Annotated in this window: 19 protein-coding genes; 17 read left to right on the forward strand and 2 right to left on the reverse strand. The window is 70.2% G+C overall.

Annotated elements, in window-relative coordinates; translation table 11 throughout:
- Positions 1 to 319 precede the first annotated feature (319 nt).
- The 5 genes from WMF19_RS21580 to WMF19_RS21600 all read left to right on the forward strand — a co-directional run bounded on the left by WMF19_RS21580 (position 320) and on the right by WMF19_RS21600 (position 3,951).
- Positions 320 to 943: an OmpA family protein gene (locus WMF19_RS21580; protein ID WP_272099486.1), complete on the forward strand. Its 624-nt coding sequence runs from the start codon at positions 320 to 322 to the stop codon at positions 941 to 943.
- A gap of 242 nt (positions 944 to 1,185) precedes the next feature.
- Complete coding sequence (locus WMF19_RS21585; RefSeq protein ID WP_272099488.1) at positions 1,186 to 1,629, forward strand: c-type cytochrome; 444 nt, start codon at positions 1,186 to 1,188, stop codon at positions 1,627 to 1,629.
- A 6-nt stretch (positions 1,630 to 1,635) separates the two neighbouring features.
- A complete protein-coding gene (locus WMF19_RS21590; RefSeq protein WP_437900813.1) occupies positions 1,636 to 2,079 on the forward strand; it encodes a hypothetical protein in 444 nt (147 codons plus the stop codon).
- A gap of 507 nt (positions 2,080 to 2,586) precedes the next feature.
- Positions 2,587 to 2,766: a hypothetical protein gene (locus tag WMF19_RS21595; RefSeq protein WP_012236385.1), complete on the forward strand. Its 180-nt coding sequence runs from the start codon at positions 2,587 to 2,589 to the stop codon at positions 2,764 to 2,766.
- A 93-nt stretch (positions 2,767 to 2,859) separates the two neighbouring features.
- A complete protein-coding gene (locus WMF19_RS21600) occupies positions 2,860 to 3,951 on the forward strand; it encodes a TIGR04552 family protein (RefSeq protein ID WP_437900814.1) in 1,092 nt (363 codons plus the stop codon).
- Positions 3,952 to 4,389: 438 nt separating this feature from the next.
- Here WMF19_RS21600 and WMF19_RS21605 read toward each other — a convergent pair whose 3' ends face one another.
- A complete protein-coding gene (locus tag WMF19_RS21605) occupies positions 4,390 to 5,130 on the reverse strand; it encodes a Crp/Fnr family transcriptional regulator (RefSeq protein ID WP_272099495.1) in 741 nt (246 codons plus the stop codon).
- 233 nt (positions 5,131 to 5,363) lie between these two features.
- On the opposite strand from WMF19_RS21605, the gene WMF19_RS21610 reads away from it, so the two are divergent.
- The 10 genes from WMF19_RS21610 (at position 5,364) to WMF19_RS21655 (ending at position 14,537) form a co-directional block, all read left to right on the forward strand.
- Positions 5,364 to 5,876 carry a DUF507 family protein gene (locus WMF19_RS21610; RefSeq protein ID WP_437330449.1) on the forward strand — a complete coding sequence of 171 codons (513 nt, stop codon included), beginning with the start codon at positions 5,364 to 5,366 and terminating at the stop codon, positions 5,874 to 5,876.
- 208 nt (positions 5,877 to 6,084) lie between these two features.
- Entirely contained in the window at positions 6,085 to 6,402 is a 318-nt protein-coding gene (locus tag WMF19_RS21615) for a hypothetical protein (RefSeq protein ID WP_012236389.1), read from the forward strand.
- Between the two features lie 23 nt (positions 6,403 to 6,425).
- Complete coding sequence (locus tag WMF19_RS21620) at positions 6,426 to 7,472, forward strand: SDR family oxidoreductase (RefSeq protein ID WP_437900815.1); 1,047 nt, start codon at positions 6,426 to 6,428, stop codon at positions 7,470 to 7,472.
- Positions 7,473 to 7,498: 26 nt separating this feature from the next.
- On the forward strand, positions 7,499 to 8,368 hold the full coding sequence (locus tag WMF19_RS21625; protein ID WP_437900816.1) for a YicC/YloC family endoribonuclease: 870 nt from the start codon (positions 7,499 to 7,501) through the stop codon (positions 8,366 to 8,368).
- 9 nt (positions 8,369 to 8,377) lie between these two features.
- The gene (gene gmk, locus WMF19_RS21630) at positions 8,378 to 9,016 is read left to right on the forward strand and encodes a guanylate kinase (protein ID WP_012236392.1); all 639 of its coding nucleotides are present in this window, start codon (positions 8,378 to 8,380) and stop codon (positions 9,014 to 9,016) included.
- Positions 9,013 to 9,900, forward strand: coding sequence for an S-methyl-5'-thioadenosine phosphorylase (mtnP, locus tag WMF19_RS21635; protein ID WP_437900817.1), 888 nt, complete (start codon positions 9,013 to 9,015; stop codon positions 9,898 to 9,900). Before gmk ends, mtnP begins: the two co-directional genes overlap by 4 nt.
- A 170-nt stretch (positions 9,901 to 10,070) precedes the next feature.
- The gene (locus WMF19_RS21640) at positions 10,071 to 10,997 is read left to right on the forward strand and encodes a PfkB family carbohydrate kinase (protein WP_437900819.1); all 927 of its coding nucleotides are present in this window, start codon (positions 10,071 to 10,073) and stop codon (positions 10,995 to 10,997) included.
- Positions 10,998 to 11,097: 100 nt separating this feature from the next.
- On the forward strand, positions 11,098 to 11,745 hold the full coding sequence (locus WMF19_RS21645; RefSeq protein WP_437330453.1) for a hypothetical protein: 648 nt from the start codon (positions 11,098 to 11,100) through the stop codon (positions 11,743 to 11,745).
- Positions 11,746 to 11,880: 135 nt separating this feature from the next.
- Positions 11,881 to 13,506, forward strand: coding sequence for a serine/threonine protein kinase (locus WMF19_RS21650; protein ID WP_437900820.1), 1,626 nt, complete (start codon positions 11,881 to 11,883; stop codon positions 13,504 to 13,506).
- Between the two features lie 149 nt (positions 13,507 to 13,655).
- Positions 13,656 to 14,537, forward strand: coding sequence for a hypothetical protein (locus WMF19_RS21655; protein WP_437900821.1), 882 nt, complete (start codon positions 13,656 to 13,658; stop codon positions 14,535 to 14,537).
- 78 nt (positions 14,538 to 14,615) lie between these two features.
- On the opposite strand, the gene proS is transcribed toward WMF19_RS21655, so the two are convergent.
- Entirely contained in the window at positions 14,616 to 16,172 is a 1,557-nt protein-coding gene (proS, locus tag WMF19_RS21660) for a proline--tRNA ligase (RefSeq protein ID WP_437900822.1), read from the reverse strand.
- A gap of 273 nt (positions 16,173 to 16,445) precedes the next feature.
- Between proS and WMF19_RS21665 the strand changes: the two genes are divergently transcribed.
- Positions 16,446 to 17,342, forward strand: a complete 897-nt coding sequence (locus tag WMF19_RS21665) for an isoaspartyl peptidase/L-asparaginase (RefSeq protein ID WP_437900823.1) — start codon at positions 16,446 to 16,448, stop codon at positions 17,340 to 17,342.
- A 16-nt stretch (positions 17,343 to 17,358) separates the two neighbouring features.
- The gene (locus WMF19_RS21670; protein ID WP_437900824.1) at positions 17,359 to 18,873 is read left to right on the forward strand and encodes a phytoene desaturase family protein; all 1,515 of its coding nucleotides are present in this window, start codon (positions 17,359 to 17,361) and stop codon (positions 18,871 to 18,873) included.
- Positions 18,874 to 18,887: the final 14 nt, after the last annotated feature.

An 18,887-nucleotide genomic window follows, 5' to 3' on the forward strand; every position in this document is an offset into this window, starting at 1 on the left:
TCGTGCTCGCGCTTGAGCCGTCGCGCCCCCTGCGAGCGTCTCAAGGAGCGCCCCCGCCCGTCCAGGGTACGCGCTCAGGCGAGGGAGGTCTTGCCAGCGCGCTCTCTCGGTCCGCCCGCTGGTGGGCGGGCCGCGAGGCGCCCTCTTCCTGGTTTCGTTCGTCCTGACTTTTCGCTAGAAGGCGGCATCGCTTCGAGCGTCCACCACGCAAGTACCCGATGGCGGTGAAGATTCATGGCGAGCTGCCGTCCAAGGGCGTCAGCCCGGCGGGTCGCCGACGCGAGCTCTGGCTCGTGCCCCTCAGAGGAGAACAAGGTCCATGCGTAGATACGTCGCTTCCGTTCTGTGCGCCGTGATGATGATTGGCGCTGCCGCCGCGACGGCGGGTTGCACGGCCAGCGCCTCGTTCGGCTCCGGCAAGGAGCCGGCGGCCGCACCCCCGCCCCCGCCTCCGCCGGAGCCGAAGCCCGAGCCGAAGGAGGAGAAGAAGCCCCGCCCGCGCTTCAAGCTGACGTTCAAGCTCAAGGGCAACGAGGTCGCTCTCCCCGGCCCGGTGGTCTTCGAGACGAACAGCGACAAGCTCCTGCCCGAGAGCGACGAGGTCCTCAACCTCGTCGACGACTTCCTGAAGCAGCGGGAGGACGTCAGCCTGCTCCGCATCGAGGGCCATACCGACTCGGACGGTGAGGACGCCGCGAACCAGACGCTGTCCGAGAAGCGCGCGATGGCGGTCGCTCGCTGGCTCGTCGCGAAGGGGCACGACTGCAAGCGCTTCATCGCCGTCGGGTTCGGCGAGACCAAGCCGGTCGCCGACAACGGAACGCCCGAGGGCAAGGCCCAGAACCGCCGCACCGGGTTCTTCATCGCGGCGATCAAGGGCAAGGCGGTCGACAAGCAGCCCGTCGACGGCGGCGGCAAGGTCGCCGGCGACGCCTGCAAGTGACGCCGCTGCGCCCGGGCGCGCTTCGGGCCGCGCACCGCGATCACCGCGGGCACGGGCCGTCGGGGCGTTCGCCTTGGGCTGACGGCTGACGGCTGCACCCGGTGGCCGGCGCGCAGCGCCCTTCGGGGCGTGCCGGCCGCCGGCGCCGCTGCGTTCTCCGCGCTCGCCGGCGGCCAGCGCGCCTCGTGATCCTTCTTTTCTTGCCTCCCCCACCAGCTTCACTATCCGTACGTCTCCACGACATGCGGAGACGTCACGACAAGTCCCTGGGTCGCCTCCTTTCCATAGCCATCCTCTGGGTCGGCCTCTTCGGCTGCAACTCCGGGGCGGGCGACGTCCGCCAGTGGACGCGGGACGACCACGATCCGCCGAACCCCGGCGAGGGGCAGGGCGGCAAGGTAGCCGCTCGACCGATCGCGTCGGATGAGACCGATCCGGGGCTGATCGAGCTCGCCTGGCAGCGGAACTGCTCCACCTGCCACGGCAGAGCCGGGCGCGGCGACGGCCCGCAAGGTCCGATGGTCCGCGCCCCGGACCTCACCGATGCGGCGTGGCAGGATCGGGTGACCGACGCCCAGATGGCCGACACGATCAGGAAGGGCAAGAACAAGATGCCCGCGTTCGACCTGCCGCAGCCGGTGATCGAGGGCCTCGTGAAGCGCGTCCGCACCAACCGCGCGCGCTGAAGCCCGATGAGCTCGACCTCGCAGCACGATCTCGATGAGGCGCCGGAGGAGAGGCCGCCGGAGCCGGAGACCCGACCGCCGTGGCTCCGACGTCTCGCGCCAGCGCTCCTCCTCCTGGGTGCGCTTTATGCGGGGAGCATCCTCTTCAAGCGGATGCCCGAGGAGCGGGAGGTCGAGCTGCGGCTCGATGACGCAGCGACGGTCGTACGGCTCGACGTGACGTGGACGGATTCTTCTTCGGGCGACCGCGCGGACGACGCCGCGCCGGTCATCGACAGCTCATGGCGGTTCGCCGAGGGGACGGCCCCACGGGCTGTCTTCACGAAGGTGTCGCTCCCGGACGGCCTCTACCAGGTGGAGATCACGGTCAACAGGAAGGGCGAGCACGACGTGACGAGCCGGGCCGTCACGCTCGCAGACGAGTCCCGGATCACGCTGTTCGTCCACTGAACGGCGCCCCGCGCGCTCCCGCCGGCCTCGCGGAGCGCGCTTCGGCCGGCGCTCCTGGAGCGAGCCCAACAGCATCCAGATGGGCCGGAGACCTGCTGCCGCTCATTGCGGTCGCCCGGCGCACGAGACCGTTGACGCCCGGAAACCGACAAGCAAGGCAGCGCCGTGAGTTGGAGGCGTGTCTCTGAGGTACCACCTCGCGTCCAGCAAGCCGCACGCAGTCCTTGATGAAAAACCTTCGTCTTTAAATACAAGACGTTGTTATTGCTGATGTTTTACTGCTTCCAGTGGCAGCGTTTCGGGTGGGAATGGAATGTGAGAACGAATTCCCTTGATGCGTTCCCCCCGAAACCGCTACTTCTTGGCCCGCGGAAGCAGGGCGTGGCACCTTATCCTACAACCACTTACACGCTCTGACTGGGACGACCGTGGTGCATCGTGGTGCCCCCCCGGAGGGAGCGACCATGCGGCCTGTACAGTGCCGCTGGAGGCGGAGAAGGAGAACCGATGAGGATCACCCCGTGGTATCTGGCTGCGCTCGCCCCGTTCGCCGCCATTGGTTGCAGTGGCGCCTATCTCGGCCACGCCGCCGTTGTCGCATTGACGATCGGCATCTTCCTCGGGACCCTCTCGCTCGGCCGCACCCCGAGCTCGAGCCCCGCCCCGCCGAACGCCCCTGTCTCCTGACTTTCTCGCCCAGCTACCGCCTGCTGCACCTCGACGCGAGGGTTTCCCGAGCGCACGACAGCGCTGGCGCTTACGTTCGGGGAGCGTGAGGTCATGACGCAAGACGCCTCCGTCGGCCGGCTCAAGCGGCTCGAAGAGTTCACGCTCATGGACCTGGAGTCCGTGCACCTCATCCTGCGCGGCGACTCGGTCATCGACTGGAGGCGGCTCAACCTGCAGGGCGAGCAGGCGGCGCGGGATCTCTTGCTGGCGCAGGAGTTCCGCCCGGACGAGCCGGGGGATCGCGCGCACCTCGAGAGCGTCAAGAACGAGGCCATCGCCTACCTTCGCCGCCACTTCGAGTTCCCGATCCCGAGCCCTGTCGCGCGCGCGTCGGTCGAGGAGATCCTGATGCTCGCCTCGGGCAAGGGCCACCGTCAGCTCTGCGCCTGCACGATCCTCAAGGCGATGCACATCATCCATCACCTGGCCGGGCGCGAGCTCCTCTTCTCGATCCCGATGTCGGACCAGGACGTCTTCCACCTCGTCGAGGAGAAGGTGTACCGGGTGATCGGCGGCATGCTCGCGGCGGGCTTCCCGATCACCGAGTTCATCGGCGGGCGGAAGAACAAGGACTCGCTCTACACGAAGCTCCTGTCGAAGACCGACACGACGGCGGCGGCCATCTACGACAAGCTCCGCTTCCGCATCGTCTGCCGCACCGTGGACGACCTGCTGCCGGTGCTCCTGTACCTGTCCGAGCGGCTGTTTCCATTCAATTACGTCGTGCCTGGCGAGAGCACCAACACGATCCTGCGGTTCCGGAGCTACTGCGAGACGCGGCCCTTCCTTCAGCCGATGCTCGACGCGTTGCAGACCGACGTCGACGACGGACTCACGGCTGGCGACAACAGCTTCAGCGATCGGAGCTACCGCGTGATCCACTTCGTCGTCGATCTGCCGGTCCGACTCCCCGCCGAGATCCTCGACATGGCGCCGCCCGCGGCCTGGGCGCTCGGGCCGATCATCTTCGTGCTGTGCGAGTTCCAGCTGATCGACCGAGAGACCGAGGCGGCAAACGAGGTCGGCGAGGCGAGCCACGCCAGGTACAAGGAACGGCAGAAGCAGGCCGTCATGCGCAGGCTCAAGCTCGGGGTCCGCTCCACCCGTGACCCGGCGAGCGGCGGACCCAAGCGAGAGCGCTAGGCGCCGCGGGACACCCTCGAGACGCCGCGGCGACGAGGCCGCCAGCGCGCAGCGCACTGGACCGGGCAGCGAGCCTGGACCGTGCGGCGAACCCAGGCCACACAGTGCACTGAACCGGGCAGCGAGACTGAACCGCGCGGCGAGCCCACGCCGCGCAGCACACCCGACCGCGCAGCGCACGGACACGATGTCCGCGGCGGATGTGTTGGGGCAACACCGCGACGAATCGAGCGGGCAGACCGGAGAGAGCCGCGGGATATCCAGGAGTGGGTGCCTGGAGAGCGGAACGCGTGAGCAGCGCGGCGAACGCCGCTGCGATGCCGGGAGCAGTAGGGCTGTCGGAGCAGAGGCCGCCGAGCGAACAGCCTGGACGGTGCCCGACGGCGCTCGATCGAGGAGGCCTTGGGACCCCTCAACGACACCGACGGACGAGCGGGCTCAGATGCGGCCCTTCAGCGCGTCGCGATCGAGGACGACGATCCGGCGGCGATCGATCTCGATCACCCCCTTGCGACGGAGATCGCCCAGGGTGAGCGTGACGGTCTCGCGCGTGGAGCCGATCATGCTCGCCATCTCCTGATGGGTGAACGGCGCGGAGATGAGCACCCCGCGCGGATCGGGGATGCCCCAGCGCGTCGCGGCCTTGAGCAGGAACTCACAGAGGCGGGCCTCGACGTTGCGGAAGAGCATGGACGCCAGGCGCTCCTCGGTGTCCGTGTGCCGCTCGACCAGCGTGGTCACGATGGCGGCGGCGAAGTTGGCGTCGCTCGCCATCAGGTTGCGCACCGTCGCGAGCGGGACGAGGAGCGCCTCGACGTCCTCCGTGGCGATCGCGCTCTCCCGGTGGGCCGTGACGCCCCCGAGCGCAGCCTCGCCCAGCACGTCGCCGGCTCCTCTGTAGCCGAGCGATAGGCTGCGCCCGTCGCTCATCCCACGCACCAGCCGGACTCGGCCGAGGCTGAGCATGGCGAGCGCGGTCGCGGCGTCGCCCTGCGTCACAAGGTGACGCCCTTTCGCGACGCGTTGAATCGTCCCTCCGTCCGCCAGCGCCGACTGCGTGGCCGGGGAGGCCGCGTTGCCGATCGCGCCGCGCCGGACAACCCGCCGCTTGCGGGAGTCCAGGTCGAGTCCACCGTCGTTCCCGAGCGCGCCAGGCTGGACCCTGACGCTCCGTGCCATCGCATCCTTACCCATCATCATCGCGGCTGCTCCTGCGGTTTGCGGTGTCGCGGTCCTACTGTTCCGGGGGGCCCCCACCGGCCGGGGGGGGCCCGACTTGTGCCGGAACCTCCCACTTGCGTTGACATCCTGGATACGCGGCCCGTACCTTTCGGTTCGAGCCGGGCACGCCCCGTGAATGAACCCCTGCACGGGGGAGCCAGTTCGACCGCTCCTCCAGCTACGGACGTTGGATGCGCCTCTTTAGCGGCAAAATTACTCCCCTCACAGAAGAACTCGTCCGCGCGCTCGTGGACAACCGCGATATCGAGTGCGAATCGAAGAAAGAGGTCGCGCTCGACGTCGAGTCGGTCTTCACGAGCTACCTGCACGCAGAGCGGGAAGCGACCGAGCGGGCGAAAGAGATCCTCCAGGCACGCGGACTGCCTCAGGGCGAGTTCAACCGGGTCAAGCGCCTGGCCGCGGAGCAGAAGGGGATCAAGACCGGCGAGGAAACGATGGATTATCTCCTCGACCAGCTGCTCGAGATGCTGATGCACTCGAACAACGTCGAGGAGGTGTTCGTCGAGGACCACGACCTGCGCCGCCGGATAAGGCCCATCCTCCGGAAGTACCTCGAGATGGACGAGGCGCTCGACACCGAGGTGCGCGGCAAGCTCCGCCACGTGCAGGAAGGGTCCCGCACCTGGGAAGTCGAATACCAGCGGGTCATGGGCGAGATCCAGCGACGCAAGGGCCTGCTGTAAACGCCGCCGCCGCCGCCAGGCAGGCCAGCTCTGCACCGAGCGAGCGAACCGTCTGTGGCGTTCGCTGGTCCAGCAAGACCCCACCCGACCCCGCAGCGCTCACTCCGCGGGACGCCGCTGTGGGGTAGGCACGCACCATCTACGACCGTACCCTCCGCGGAGCGTTCCTTCTGCCAGATCGGGCTTCGTCGTGGTACCGGAGGACATCATGAGCTGGATTCCGAAGGTCGAGGCGAAGCGCCACTTCTGTCATAAATGCAAGAACGAGCTCATCTTCGAGGTGAAGCTCCAGCGTGCGGACACCTGTCCCCACTGCGGTGTCGACCTCCACTGCTGCAGGAACTGCGAGAACTGGGACCCGGCCGCGCACAACCAGTGCAAGGAGCACATCGCCGAGTACATCCCGGATCGGGAGAGAGCGAATTATTGTACTTTCTTCACGTTCAAGAACGGCGTACCGGAAGACAACTCGAAGCGCATCGCGGATTCTCGCTCCAAGCTCGACAACCTTTTCAAGAAGAAGTAGGCGCCCGCTGGGGGAGCACGCACATGTCCACGCCTCGCTACTTGGTCACCGGCGGTGCCGGGTTCATCGGAAGCAACCTCGTCGCGGCGCTGACCGCCGCCGGCGAGCGGGTCCGCGTCCTCGACAACCTCGCGACCAGCCGATGGGAGAACCTCGACGGGCTCCCCCACCAGTCGCTGATCGAGCGCATCACGGGGGACATCCGGGACGCGGCGGCGGTCGCGGCGGCGGCCAAGGGGGTCGAGGTCATTCTCCACCAGGCCGCGCTCGGCTCGGTCCCGCGCAGCGTCGAGTCGCCCATCGAGTCGAACGCCGTGAACGTCGGCGGCACGGTCACGGTGCTCGACGTGGCGCGCCGGCAGGGCGTGCGCCGCGTGCTGTTCGCTGCGTCGTCCAGCGCGTACGGCGAGACGCCCGTCCTCCCGAAGCACGAGGGCATGGAGCCGATGCCGCTGTCGCCGTACGCGGTCACGAAGCTCGCCTGCGAGCACTACATGAAGGTCTTCGCGGGCATCTACGGCATCGAGACCCTGAGCCTGCGTTACTTCAACGTCTTCGGGCCGAACCAGACGCCGGACGGCGCCTACGCCGCGGCGATCCCGCGGTTCGTCGACGCCGCCCTGCAGAACCGGCCGATCCCGATCTTCGGCGACGGCGAGCAGACGCGCGACTTCTGCTTCATCGAGAACACCGTCCTCGCGAACCTCCTCGGCGCGACGTCGTCGAAGAAGTTCAAGGGGGAGGTCATCAACATCGCCGGCGGACGCAGGATCGGGCTGAATGAGCTCTGCAAGGAGATCTCGCGGGCCCTCGGGCGGGACGTCGCGGTCGAGCATCTCCCCGCCCGCGCCGGGGACATCCGCCACTCGCTCGCCGACATCTCGCGCGCGGCCGAGCTCATCGGGTACGAGCCCCGCGTGCGCTGGGAGGACGGGATCGCCCCCACGGTCACGTACCTGCGGACGCTCCGTGAGAAGGGCCCCGCGGCCGCGTCGGCCACGGTCACCTGTGGCAAGGTTCCGCTGCCCAAGGCCCAAGGGGCCTCGGACAGCGGACAGAAGGCGAGCTAGGTAGAGCGGGGCGGCTCGTGCGGAGCATGACCGGCTTCGGGCTCGGTGACGCTTCGCTCACCGATGGGCGTGTCGTCGCCGAGATCCGCTCGGTGAACCAGCGCTTCCTCGACGTGCGCGCGCGGCTCCCGCGCGAGCTCGTCGATCTGACGATGTTCGCCGAGCAGGTGGCGCGCGAGCGACTGCGGCGGGGGCGCATCGAGATCATCGTGCGCACCGAGGGCGCGGTGCTGGCCCCGAGCACGCTCGACAAATCGAAGGCGCGCGCGGCGTTCCACGCCCTGGCGGAGCTCCGCGACGAGCTGGCGCCGGGCGCCGACTTGCCGCTCTCGCTGCTCTGCGCCGTGCCGGACCTCTTCGCCCCCGCCGGCGGCCACGAGATCGCGGCCGTCCGCGCGGCGCTCAAGCTGGCCATCGAGCGCGCGATCGACGCGATGGAGGGCATGTGCCTCCGCGAAGGCGAGGCGCTCGCCGGCGACATGCGCGGGCGGGTGGCCACGCTGCGCGCGCTCGCATCCGAGGTCGTGGCGCGCGCGGACGAGGCGCGCGAGGCGCTCAGGCGCCGCCTGCGCGAGCGGGTCGAGCGCCTGCTCCAGGGGGTCGAGGCGGGCTTCGAGGCGACGCGGATCGAGGCGGAGGTGATGCTGCTCGCCGAGCGCAGCGACATCACCGAGGAGATCACCCGCCTCCGGAGCCACCTCGACCAGTTCGGCGGCGCGCTCGCGGCGCCGAGCGGCGACCCTTGTGGAAGGAGGCTCGACTTCCTGCTTCAGGAGATGGTACGCGAGGCGAACACGCTGGGCTCCAAGGCGCAGGACGCCGCCATCTCCCATCACGTCGTGGCGATGAAGGTGGAGCTCGAACGCCTGCGGGAGCAGGTCCAGAACATCGAGTGACAGGAGAGCATGTCGACCGAAGCACTCAGTGACGACTTCCTCCTCCTCATCGTGTCGTCCCCGTCCGGCGCGGGGAAGACGACGCTCTGCGGGAGGCTGCGCAGCGAGTTCCCCGATCTGCGCTTCTCGGTCTCCCACACGACCCGGCGCCCGCGCCCGAACGAGGTCGACGGCCGGGAGTACCACTTCGTCGACCCGAATACGTTCGAGCAGATGATCCGCATCGGCGCGTTCGCCGAGTGGGCCAGGGTGCACGATCACCTCTACGGCACGAGCCTGAAGGAGATCGAGATCGCCCGCGCCACCGCGCGCGGCGTGCTGTTCGACATCGACCACCAGGGCGCGCGCCAGATCAAGGCGAGCCTGCCCGAGGCGGTCGCCGTGTTCATCCTTCCCCCGTCGCTCGCCGAGCTCGAGCGGCGCCTGCGCGGGCGCGGGACCGAGGACGAGCCCACGACGCTCCGCCGCCTCCGCAACGCGAAGGGCGAGATCGAGCATTACGGCTTCTTCGATTACGTCATCGTGAACGACGAGATCAACCGCGCCTACGAGCAGCTGCGGTCGCTCGTCTTCGCCGAGCGGTGCCGCCGCCAGCGGCGCGCGGCCCTCTGCGAGCGGCTGCTCTCCGAGCGGAGGTTCGAGCGATGAGCGCCACCGGCGCGGGCGACGTGCTCGCCATCATCGGCGGCAGCGGCCTCTACGAGATGGGGTGGCTGGAGGACGTCGAGGAGGTCTCTGTCTCCACGCCCTTCGGGCTGCCGAGCGACGTGGTGCTCCGCGGGCGGGTCAAGGAGGGCGACGCGACCGTGCTCTTCCTGCCGCGCCACGGCCGCGGGCACCGCTTCTCGCCGTCGACGATCAACTACCGAGCGAACATCTGCGCGCTGAAGATGCTCGGCGCCACCCACGTGCTCAGCGTGAGCGCGGTCGGCTCCCTGCGTGAGGACATCGCGCCTGGCGACCTCGTCGTCGTCGACCAGTTCATCGATTTCACGAAGCGCCGGATCTCGACGTTCTTCGACGAAGGCCTCGTCGCCCACGTGCCGTTCGCCGATCCGGTGTGCCCGATCCTGGCGAGCGCGGTCCATGACGCGGCGCTCGTCACCGGCGCGCGCGTCCACCGCGGCGGCACCTATGTCTGCATCGAGGGCCCGCAGTTCTCGACGCGGGCCGAAAGCCGCATGTTCCGGACGTTCGGCGCGCACGTCATCGGGATGACCAACCTGCCCGAGGCGAAGCTCGCCCGCGAGGCGGAGCTCCCCTACGCCACGCTCGCGCTCACCACCGACTTCGATTGCTGGCACGTCGGCGAGGAGGCGGTGAGCGTCGAGGCGGTCATCACCGTGCTCAACCGCAATATCGTGGTTGCGCGGGACGTCGCGAAGTCCCTCGCCCGCAATCTCCCCGACGTGTCGCAGAGCCCGGCCCGCCACGCGCTGGAGAAGTGCATCATGACCTCGGCCGGCGCGTCATCGCCCGACGCAGAGGCGCGGCTCGAGTGGCTCATCGGCCCTCGGCGCAAGGCCGGCTGAGCCGCCCTCGGGCCCACTCGGCGCTGCGCCCGCTCCTGGAGGGGGCGCAGCGGGCGGGAGGGGCGCAGCGGGCTCTGCTGGCGTCGGGTGCGGCCGCGGCGCAGCGGCGCCGTCGCAGAAACGAAACGCGCGGCTAGCGGCTACGAACAAACCTGGCTAAGAGGCGTCCTGTGACGACCTCATCCGCGATCCTCATCATCGGCTCGATGGCCTTCGACGACCTCGAGCTCCCCTCCGGCAACGAGAGAGACGTCGTCGGTGGCTCGGCCACCTACTCGGCGTTCGCTGCCTCGTGCTTCGCTCCGGTGCGCACCGTGGCCGTGGTGGGCGATGATTTCCCCGAAGAGACCCTCGCGGCGATGCGATCCCGAGGGATCTCGATCGAGGGCGTCGAGCGCGCTCCTGGGAAGACGTTCCGCTGGGCCGGGCGCTACGACGTGGATCTCATCCATCGCACGACGCTGGACACGCAGCTCAACGTGTTCGCGTCGTTCGCGCCGAAGCTGCCGGAGACCTACCGCGACACGCCCTTCCTCCTGCTCGGCAACATCCATCCCGCGCTCCAGCTCGACGTCCTCGAGCAGGTCCGCGCGCCGCGCTTCGTCCTCGCGGACACGATGAATTTCTGGATCGAGGGGGAGCCGAAGGCGGTCGCGGCGATGCTGCGCCGCATCGACACGCTCGTGGTCAACGACGAGGAGGCGCGCCAGCTGTCGGGCAAGTACAACATCCGCCGCGCGGCGAAGGAGATCCTGTCCCGTGGTCCGCGCCGGCTGATCATCAAGCGCGGAGAGCACGGCGCGCTGCTCTTCGACGAAGAGGGCGTGTTCGCCGCGCCCGGCTTCCCGCTCGAGGACGTCATCGACCCCACGGGCGCCGGCGACGCCTTCGCCGGCGGGCTCATCGGTTACCTGGCGTGCCAGCCGGAGATCACGCCGCTCGCGCTCCGGCGCGGTATGCTCCATGCGACAGCGACGGCTTCGTTCTGCGTCGAAGCGGTTGGCACGCGGCGGATCGCGACGGTGACGCGAGCCGAGATCGCGGCGCGACTGACCGAGATCCGGGCGCTGTACGAGTTCGGCGCGAGCACGATGTGAAGCAGCCTGCCCTGGAGCGGCGCTGGCGCGAGAGCCCGCCGTGTGCGGTCGCTGTTCACCTTCCGGCGCATAGCCGTGCTAGACGACCGTCAAAGTGAACATGAACCTCACCACCCGTACTTTCGCAGGCATCGCCTTGCTGGCCCCCCTCGTCTTCGGCTGCGCGGCCCGTACTGCGCCGTTCGACGAGATGGACAAGGCGCAGATCACGGTCCTCCGCCTCCAGGGGCAGGAGCTGGCTCCGACGCCCGCGGCGACGACCGGGGCCCCCACCCTCATCCCGGGCATCCCGCCCGAGCTCCAGCAGATGGGGCAGGCAGCCCTGCAGGGGCTGCAGCAGGCGCTGCCCGGGCTGATCCCGCCCAACCTCATCCCGGGGCAGACCGCCAGCACGCCGGTCCTGCCGGCGCAGCCGCGCTTCAAGAACTTCGTCATCCTCCAGCAGCGTCAGCTCACGACCAGCGACGCCGACGAGGAGCTCAAGGACCAGATCCTCGACGTCTTCGGCGACGAGGACAGCTTCACCGCGGACCGCGGCAACTGCTTCTATCCCGGCCTGGGCATCTCGCTGGTGCGGCCGAACAACCCCACGCCTGTCGATCTGCTCATCTCCTTCTCGTGCAATCAGGCCATGGGAGACGGCTTCCGCTGGCCTTACGCGACGAACGGCTTCTCGGCCGAGACCCACCAGAAGCTCAGCGAGATCTACCAGCAGCTCTGGGGACAGGCGGTCCCGCCCGGCGCGTGATCCCCTGCCGCGGCGAGGAGTTCGCCGTCTAATTTGTAATCAGCACCACATATCGTGACCGCAGGGTCCGGATGGCTAGACTTGATCGAGCTTCCGAGGTCCCGCGTATCGGTCAGGAGCGCGCCGCACGACGTCATGATCCCCCAACCCCAGCTGTTGCCGGGAAAGGAGCTCGGGCACTACGAGCTCCTCCTGCCCATCGCGCAGGGGGGGATGGCCACGGTGTGGGCCGCGCGCCACAAGGGTCGTCGTGGCTTCCAGAAGACGGTCGCCATCAAGACGATGCTTCCGTCGCTCTCGGATGATCCCCAGTTCGAGAAGATGTTCCTCGAGGAGGCGAGGCTCGCCTCGGGGATCCATCACCCGAACGTCGCCGAGATCCTCGACCTCGGCGAGCAGGACGACGTCCTCTACATCGTGATGGAATGGGTCGACGGCGAGGCGCTGTCGGTCATCGCGAAGGCGGCGAGCAAGAGCGGCGTGGCCATCCCGCTGCGCATCGCGCTCCGCATCCTCGGCCGCGCTTGCCTCGGTTTGCACGCCGCGCACGAGCTCCGGGACCCGCAGAACGATGATCTGCTGCTCGGGCTCGTGCACCGCGATGTGTCGCCCCAGAACATCCTCGTGACGTACGACGGCCACGTGAAGCTCGTGGACTTCGGGGTCGCCAAGGCGACCAACCGCGGGCACAACGATACGACCGCGGGACAGATCAAGGGCAAGGTGCCGTACATGTCCCCGGAGCAGGCGCGAGGCGATCGGGTCGATCGGCGCACCGACGTCTTCGCGATGGGGATCGTGCTCTACAAGTTGACGACCGGAGAGCACCCCTTCGCCGCAGAGAACGATCTCCTCACGCTGAAGTACATCACCTCGCGACCGGCGCTCTCACCTCGCCTGAAGAACCCGGATTTCCCGCCCGAGCTGGACCAGGTGCTGATGACGTGCCTGCAGAAGGAGCCGGAGCGCCGATACCAGACGATGCTCGAGCTGGAGCGCGCGCTGGAGGCCGTGCTGGCCAAGGAGCCGACGGTGACCGACCACGACGTCGGGGCGTTCGTGCGCGGGCTCCTGGGAGAGCGCAACCAGCGCCGGCGCGCAGCGCTGCGGGACACGGTCCGCGTGCTCGACGAGCGCGCCTCCAGCCCGCCCGAGGTGATGCTCCTTCGCGACAGCATCAGCGAGCTCTTCTTCACGCAGCTCCCTCCTGGTCAACCGAGCGCCCAGCTCCCCGCGCCTCGCCGGAGCACCCCCGCGCCCTCGCGGCCGGCGCTGCCATCCGAGTCGCTGATCCCGAGCTGGCCTGGCCATGAAACGCAGCTGGGCCCGATCGAGGTCCCGGCGGCGCGCCGCCGCTCGGGGACGCGGGTGGCAGCCGCCGCGCTCGCGCTCATCACGCTGCTGGGCGCCGGGGTGATGTGGTTCGGGCGGCCCACGCCGGAGCAGGGCGCGTCCGAGCAGCTCCCGGTGCACGCCCTCGGCGCTGGCTCGACGGCCGCAGCCGCGACGGGCGCACCGCCAGGGCCGGACGGCGCGCCCGCGCTCCTGGCCGACCACGTGGGCGTGGGTGCTCAATCCGCCCCCGAGGCGAGCGACCCGGGGCGCGGAGCGAGCGCTCCGGACCCGACAGCCAAGGGCGCGACGGCCACCGCAACCCCTAGCGCGACGGCTGCTGGATCGAGCACCAGCGCGCGCAGAACAAACCCGGGCAAGCGCCCCTCGACGAAGTGGGTACCGACCGTGACCAATCCCGGGTTCTGAGCGGCCGCAGGGCACGGCAGCTCCGCGACGCGCTCCTCCTGGCAGCAAGCCTGGGCGTCGTCGGCGGCGCGGTGTCGTTGCGGCGGAGCCGAGCGTCCAGCGCCTCGCCGACCCCGGCGCACGCGAGCGCGCCCGCGGAACCGTCGCCCTTGCCCAGGGGCGGTGAGCCCGAGCGCGCAGCGCTCGACGAGCACGAAACGCAAGCGGGGTGCGGCTTTGCCGACCATGGCTTCGGCGTCTACGAGCGATGGCGCCCGCTCCCGCTGGGCAGGCTCCTCGTCCCGCCGGCAAACGCGATTCGCTCGGACGGCGGCTACGATCTTCTGATCCACTTCCACGGCGCCGAGCCTGTCCGGAAGGTGCTTGCTCCGAGGGGCATGGATCTCGTCATCGCCGGGGTCGACCTGGGGACCCGCTCGAGCGACTACGCGCGTGCCCTCGAGGGCGACGGCTGGGACGCGCTGCTCCAGGCGATCGACCGCGAGGTCGAGAGCGCCTCCGGGAGCGCGGGCGCACGCGTCCGCCGCCTGGTGCTGTCCTCCTGGAGCGCTGGATCCGGCGCGATCGGCAGGATCATCGAGCGCGGGAGCAGCCACGTGGATGCGTTGATCCTGCTCGACTCCCTCTATGGCTCCTACATGCCGGGGCAGACGTCGCTCGCGCCGGGGCAGCTCGCCCCCTACGTGGCGCTGGCCAACGCCGCCGCGCGCGGCGCGCCGGTCTTCTACCTGACGCACACCGACATCCCGACCAGCGGTTACGCGTCCACGAAAGAGGCGGCCACGTTCCTACTTCGTGAGCTTGGAGCCACCCCCATCGCGGTGACCTCGAGCGGGGACGACGGGCCCTCCGCTGCGCCGGGCGATCGCGCCGAGGAGGCAGGAGACGCGCTGCGGCTCACCCGGATGTACGACGGCGGCAGCCTCTACGTGCGCGGCTACGCCGGAACGGGTCCCGGGGAGCACTGCGCGCAGCTGCGGCTGCTCCCCGCGATCCTGACGGAGCACGTGCTCCCCGCCCTTCGCCGTTGAGGCGCCGCTGCTGCAAGGAAGCGCGCGGCGCCTTTTCCGCGCCGACGGGTCGGCGCACGCCCGGCGAACCGCGGCGGCTCAGTACGACTTCGCGAACACCACGCGCCGCGGGCTGGGCTTGCCGGTGAAGATGCACTGCCCTTCACCCGTCAGCGCGTCGGCCCACGGCGCCCCTTCGAACCCCCCGGTCGGGATGCAGCGGATGGTCACCTTGTGCGCATCCTTCACCGCCGTCTCGATCTCGGGATCGCCGGACCAGTGCGCCAGCGCGAACCCGCCTTGCGCCTCCTTGCCCCCGGTCGACGCGAAGAACGCGTCGAAATCTGCGCGGCTGTTGATGACGTGCGTGTTGCCGTCGCGCACGGCGAGCGCGCGCGCGTAGAGCGTCGCCTGAATGTCGCCAAGGATCTCCGTGATGCGCCCCACGAGCTCCCCGCGCGCGATGCTCGACTTGTCCTTCGGCGAGCGGTCCCTGCGCATCACCATGGCCACGCCGGCGTCGACGTCGCGCGGCCCGATCTCGATGCGCAGGGGGACGCCCTTCTTCACCCACTCCCACTGCTTCTCGCCGCCGCGGATGTCGCGCCGATCGATCTCGACCTCGACGCGGCGCTCGCCGAAGCGCTGCGCCCGGAGCTCCTTCGCGAGCCCGTCGATGTACTCGTCGATCTTGGCTCGCGTGTCGTCGCCCCGGTAAACGGGGAGGATCACGACGTGCGCGGGCGCGAGGCGCGGCGGGAGCACCAGGCCGTCGTCGTCGCTGTGGGTCATGATCAGCCCGCCGACGAGGCGCGTCGACACGCCCCAGGACGTCGTCCAGGCGTACTCCTCGGTCTCCTCCTTGGTCTGGAACTTGATGCCGCTCGCCTTCGCGAAGTTCTGCCCCAGGAAGTGGCTCGTCCCGGCCTGCAAGGCCTTCCGGTCCTGCATCATCGCCTCGATCGCATAGGTGTCGACCGCCCCGGGGAAGCGCTCGCTCGCCGTCTTCGGCCCCTCGAGGACGGGCATCGCCATGAAGTCGCGCGCAAACGTCGCGTAGACCCCGAGCATGCGCAGCGTCTCCTCGCGCGCCTCGGCCTCGCTCGCGTGCGCCGTGTGCCCCTCCTGCCACAGGAACTCCGCCGTCCGCAGGAACAGGCGCGTCCGGAGCTCCCAGCGCACGACGTTCGCCCACTGGTTGATCAGCAAGGGGAGATCCCGGTAGCTCTGCACCCAGCTCGCGAACGCCGCGCCGATGATCGTCTCGGACGTGGGGCGCACGATGAGCGGCTCCTCCAGCCGGGCCTGAGGGTCGGGAATGAGCCCGCCGCCAGGGCCGGGGACGAGCCGGTGGTGGGTGACCACGGCGCACTCCTTCGCGAACCCCTCGACGTGCTCCGCTTCCTTTTCGAGGAACGACTTCGGGATGAACAGCGGGAAGTAGGCGTTCTTGTGCCCGGTCGCCTTGAACATGCTGTCGAGCTCGCGCTGGATGTTCTCCCAGATCGCGTAGCCCCACGGCTTGATGACCATGCAGCCGCGGACCGGGGAGCTCTCCGCGAGGTCGGCCGCGCGCACGACCTGCTGGTACCACTCCGGGTAGTCCTCGTTGCGGGTGGGCGTAATGGCGGTCTTCGGCGCTTCGTTCTTGGCCACGGTCTCTGCTCTCCTCGATGGGCGGCTCGGCCGGCGGCCTTCGACCGGGCCGCCGCCTTCGTCCCGCTGCGGACGGTCGGCTGGCGCCGGCCCCCGCTCCGGGCTGAGCGCGCGACGTATCAGGAGCGCGGCAGGGTGTCGAGCGCAGCGGTCCCAGCGCCGGAGCCTCGCGGCCCTCCCGCTGGCTGGAGCGATGCCGCTCGCCCCGCCGGCCGCCGCGCGCCAGGCTGCCTTCGCGGCGGCGCGCCGTCGTGGTACGCGCAGGAGAACGACGTGAACTACGTCATCCTCACGCACGGCGGGGTGACCGCGCCGCAGAGCGGCTCGGAGAGCTGCGCCAGGGCCGCCGACGAGGCGCGCCGCGCGCTGGACGCGGGCGGAGAGGCGCTCGCGGCGGCGATCGGGGCGACCGCGTGCCTCGAGGACGACCCACGCTTCAACGCCGGGACGGGCTCGAACCTCCGCCTCGACGGGCGGACGGTCGAGATGGATGCGGCCGTGATGGCCAGCGATGGACGGTTCGGCGCAGTAGCGTGCATCGAGCGCGTGAAGAACCCCGTCCTTGTCGCCGCGAAGGTGGTGGAGACGCCGCACCTGCTCCTCGCCGGCGCCGGGGCGACGGCGTTCGCTCGCCAGCTGGGGTTCCCGGACCATGATCCGGTCACCGAGGAGGCGCGCCGGAAGCACGACCGCGCCCTCGCGGCGCTGCGAGGCGAGGGCGGAGACGACGAAACCACGAACGACGCGGCGCGCTTCCATGCGCTCACGGCGACGCGGTTCTGGAACTTCGACGCCGAGCCGATCGAGTGCGACACCGTCGGGGCCGTCGTTCGCGACACGCACGGCCGGTTCGCCGCCGCGGCGTCGACGGGCGGGTCGACCTACTCGCTCCGCGGCCGCATCGGGGACGTGCCGCTCCTCGGCGCGGGGATCTACGCCGGCCCCCACGGCGCCGTGGCGGCGACGGGCGTCGGCGAGGAGATCGCACGCCGCTTCCTCGCGCGGACCGTCTACGACTGGCTCGCCGACGGCGTCGCGCCCGCGCGCGCCGCGCAGCGCGGCGTCGCGATGTTCCCCGACGTGCTCGCGGTCGGCGTGCTCGTCGTGGGGCGGAGCGGCCAGGCGATCGCCTCGAACCGCACCATGCCGAGCGCGCAGCTCGTGGGCTGAGGAGCCGCAGACGACGATGCAGAGTGGAGACCCTGATGCGATCGTGGTGGGCGCGGGACCGAACGGCCTCACAGCGGCGGCGTACCTCGCCCGCGCGGGCTTCTCGGTGCTCGTCCTCGAAGCCGAGCGAGAGCCGGGCGGCGCGGTCCGCACGCGCGAGGTGACCCTCCCGGGGTTCCGCCACGATCTCGGCGCGGCGTTCTTCCCCTTCGGGCAGACGAGCCCGGCGCTGGTGCCGCTCGATTTGCCGGGGGCCGGCCTCGTGTGGCGGCACGCGCCGATCGACAGCGCTCACCCGGCGCCCGACGGGACGTGCGCTTCGATCGCGCGGGACGTCGAGGCGACGGCGCGGTCGCTCGGCGAAGACGGCCCCGCGTGGCGCCGGATCGCCGGCTGGCACGCGGCCACCCGCGAGCGGATGCTGAACGCGCTCCTGTCCACGCCGCCCGCCCTCGGGCAGCTGCTCCGGCTCGGGCCCCTCAACCTGCTCCGCCTCGCGCAGGTGGCCCTCTCGAGCGGACGTGGCTTCGCGACGCGCACCTTCCGGACCGAGGCGGCCCGACGCGTCGTCCCCGGGCTCGCCCTCCACACCGACGTGGGCCCGGACGATCCCTGCGGAGCGATCGTCGGCTTCATGTTGACCGTGCTCGCCTCGAGCGGCGGCTTCGCGGTGCCCGAGGGCGGCGCCGGCTCGATCACGAGCGCGTTGCTCCGGCGCGTCGAGGAGCGCGGGGGCGCCCTCCGCTGCGGCGCCCGGGTCGACCAGATCATCGCCAGGCAGGGACGGGCGGCAGCGGTCCGGCTCGACGACGGCCAGGAGATCCGCGCCCGCCGCGCGATCGTCGCCGATCTGGCCGCGCCGACGCTCTACCTCCGCCTGCTCGCGTCAGAGCTGGTTCCCGGGCGGGTGCAGCGCGCCATGCGCCGGTTCCGCCAGGGGTTCGGCACCTTCAAGATGGACTGGGCGCTCGACGGCCCGACGCCGTGGTCCCACGAGGACGCCGCGCGCGCGGCGGTCGTGCACGCGGGCGACAGCCTCGACGATCTCTCGGCCTTCACGCGGCAGGTGCGCGCCGGGTCGCTCCCCGAGCACCCCTATCTCGTGATCGGGCAGCAGTCGCTGGTCGATCCGACGCGCGCGCCGGCCGGCCGCCACACCCTGTGGGCCTACTCCCGCGTCCCCTCCTCCATCGAGGGCGGCTGGGCGGGCTCGCGCGAGCGCTTCGCCGATCGCATCGAGGCGCGGATCGAGGAGCTCGCCCCCGGCTTCCGGCAGAGGATCATCGCCCGGACGATCTGGGCGCCGGACGATCTCGAGGCGATGGATGCAAACCTCATCGGCGGCGATCTCGGCGGAGGCTCGGCCGACATCCGGCACCAGCTCATCTTCCGGCCGGTGTTCCCCTATTTCCGCTACCGGACGCCGCTCCGCGGCCTGTACCTAGGCTCGTCCTATGCGCATCCCGGCGCCGGGGTCCACGGCGCGTGCGGGCGCAATGCGGCCCTGGCGGTGCTGGAGGACGAAGGCTAGCGCGGCGTGCTTCG

It is taken from the genome of Sorangium sp. So ce124, from assembly GCF_051525235.1.
Classification (GTDB): domain Bacteria; phylum Myxococcota_A; class Polyangia; order Polyangiales; family Polyangiaceae; genus Sorangium; species Sorangium atrum.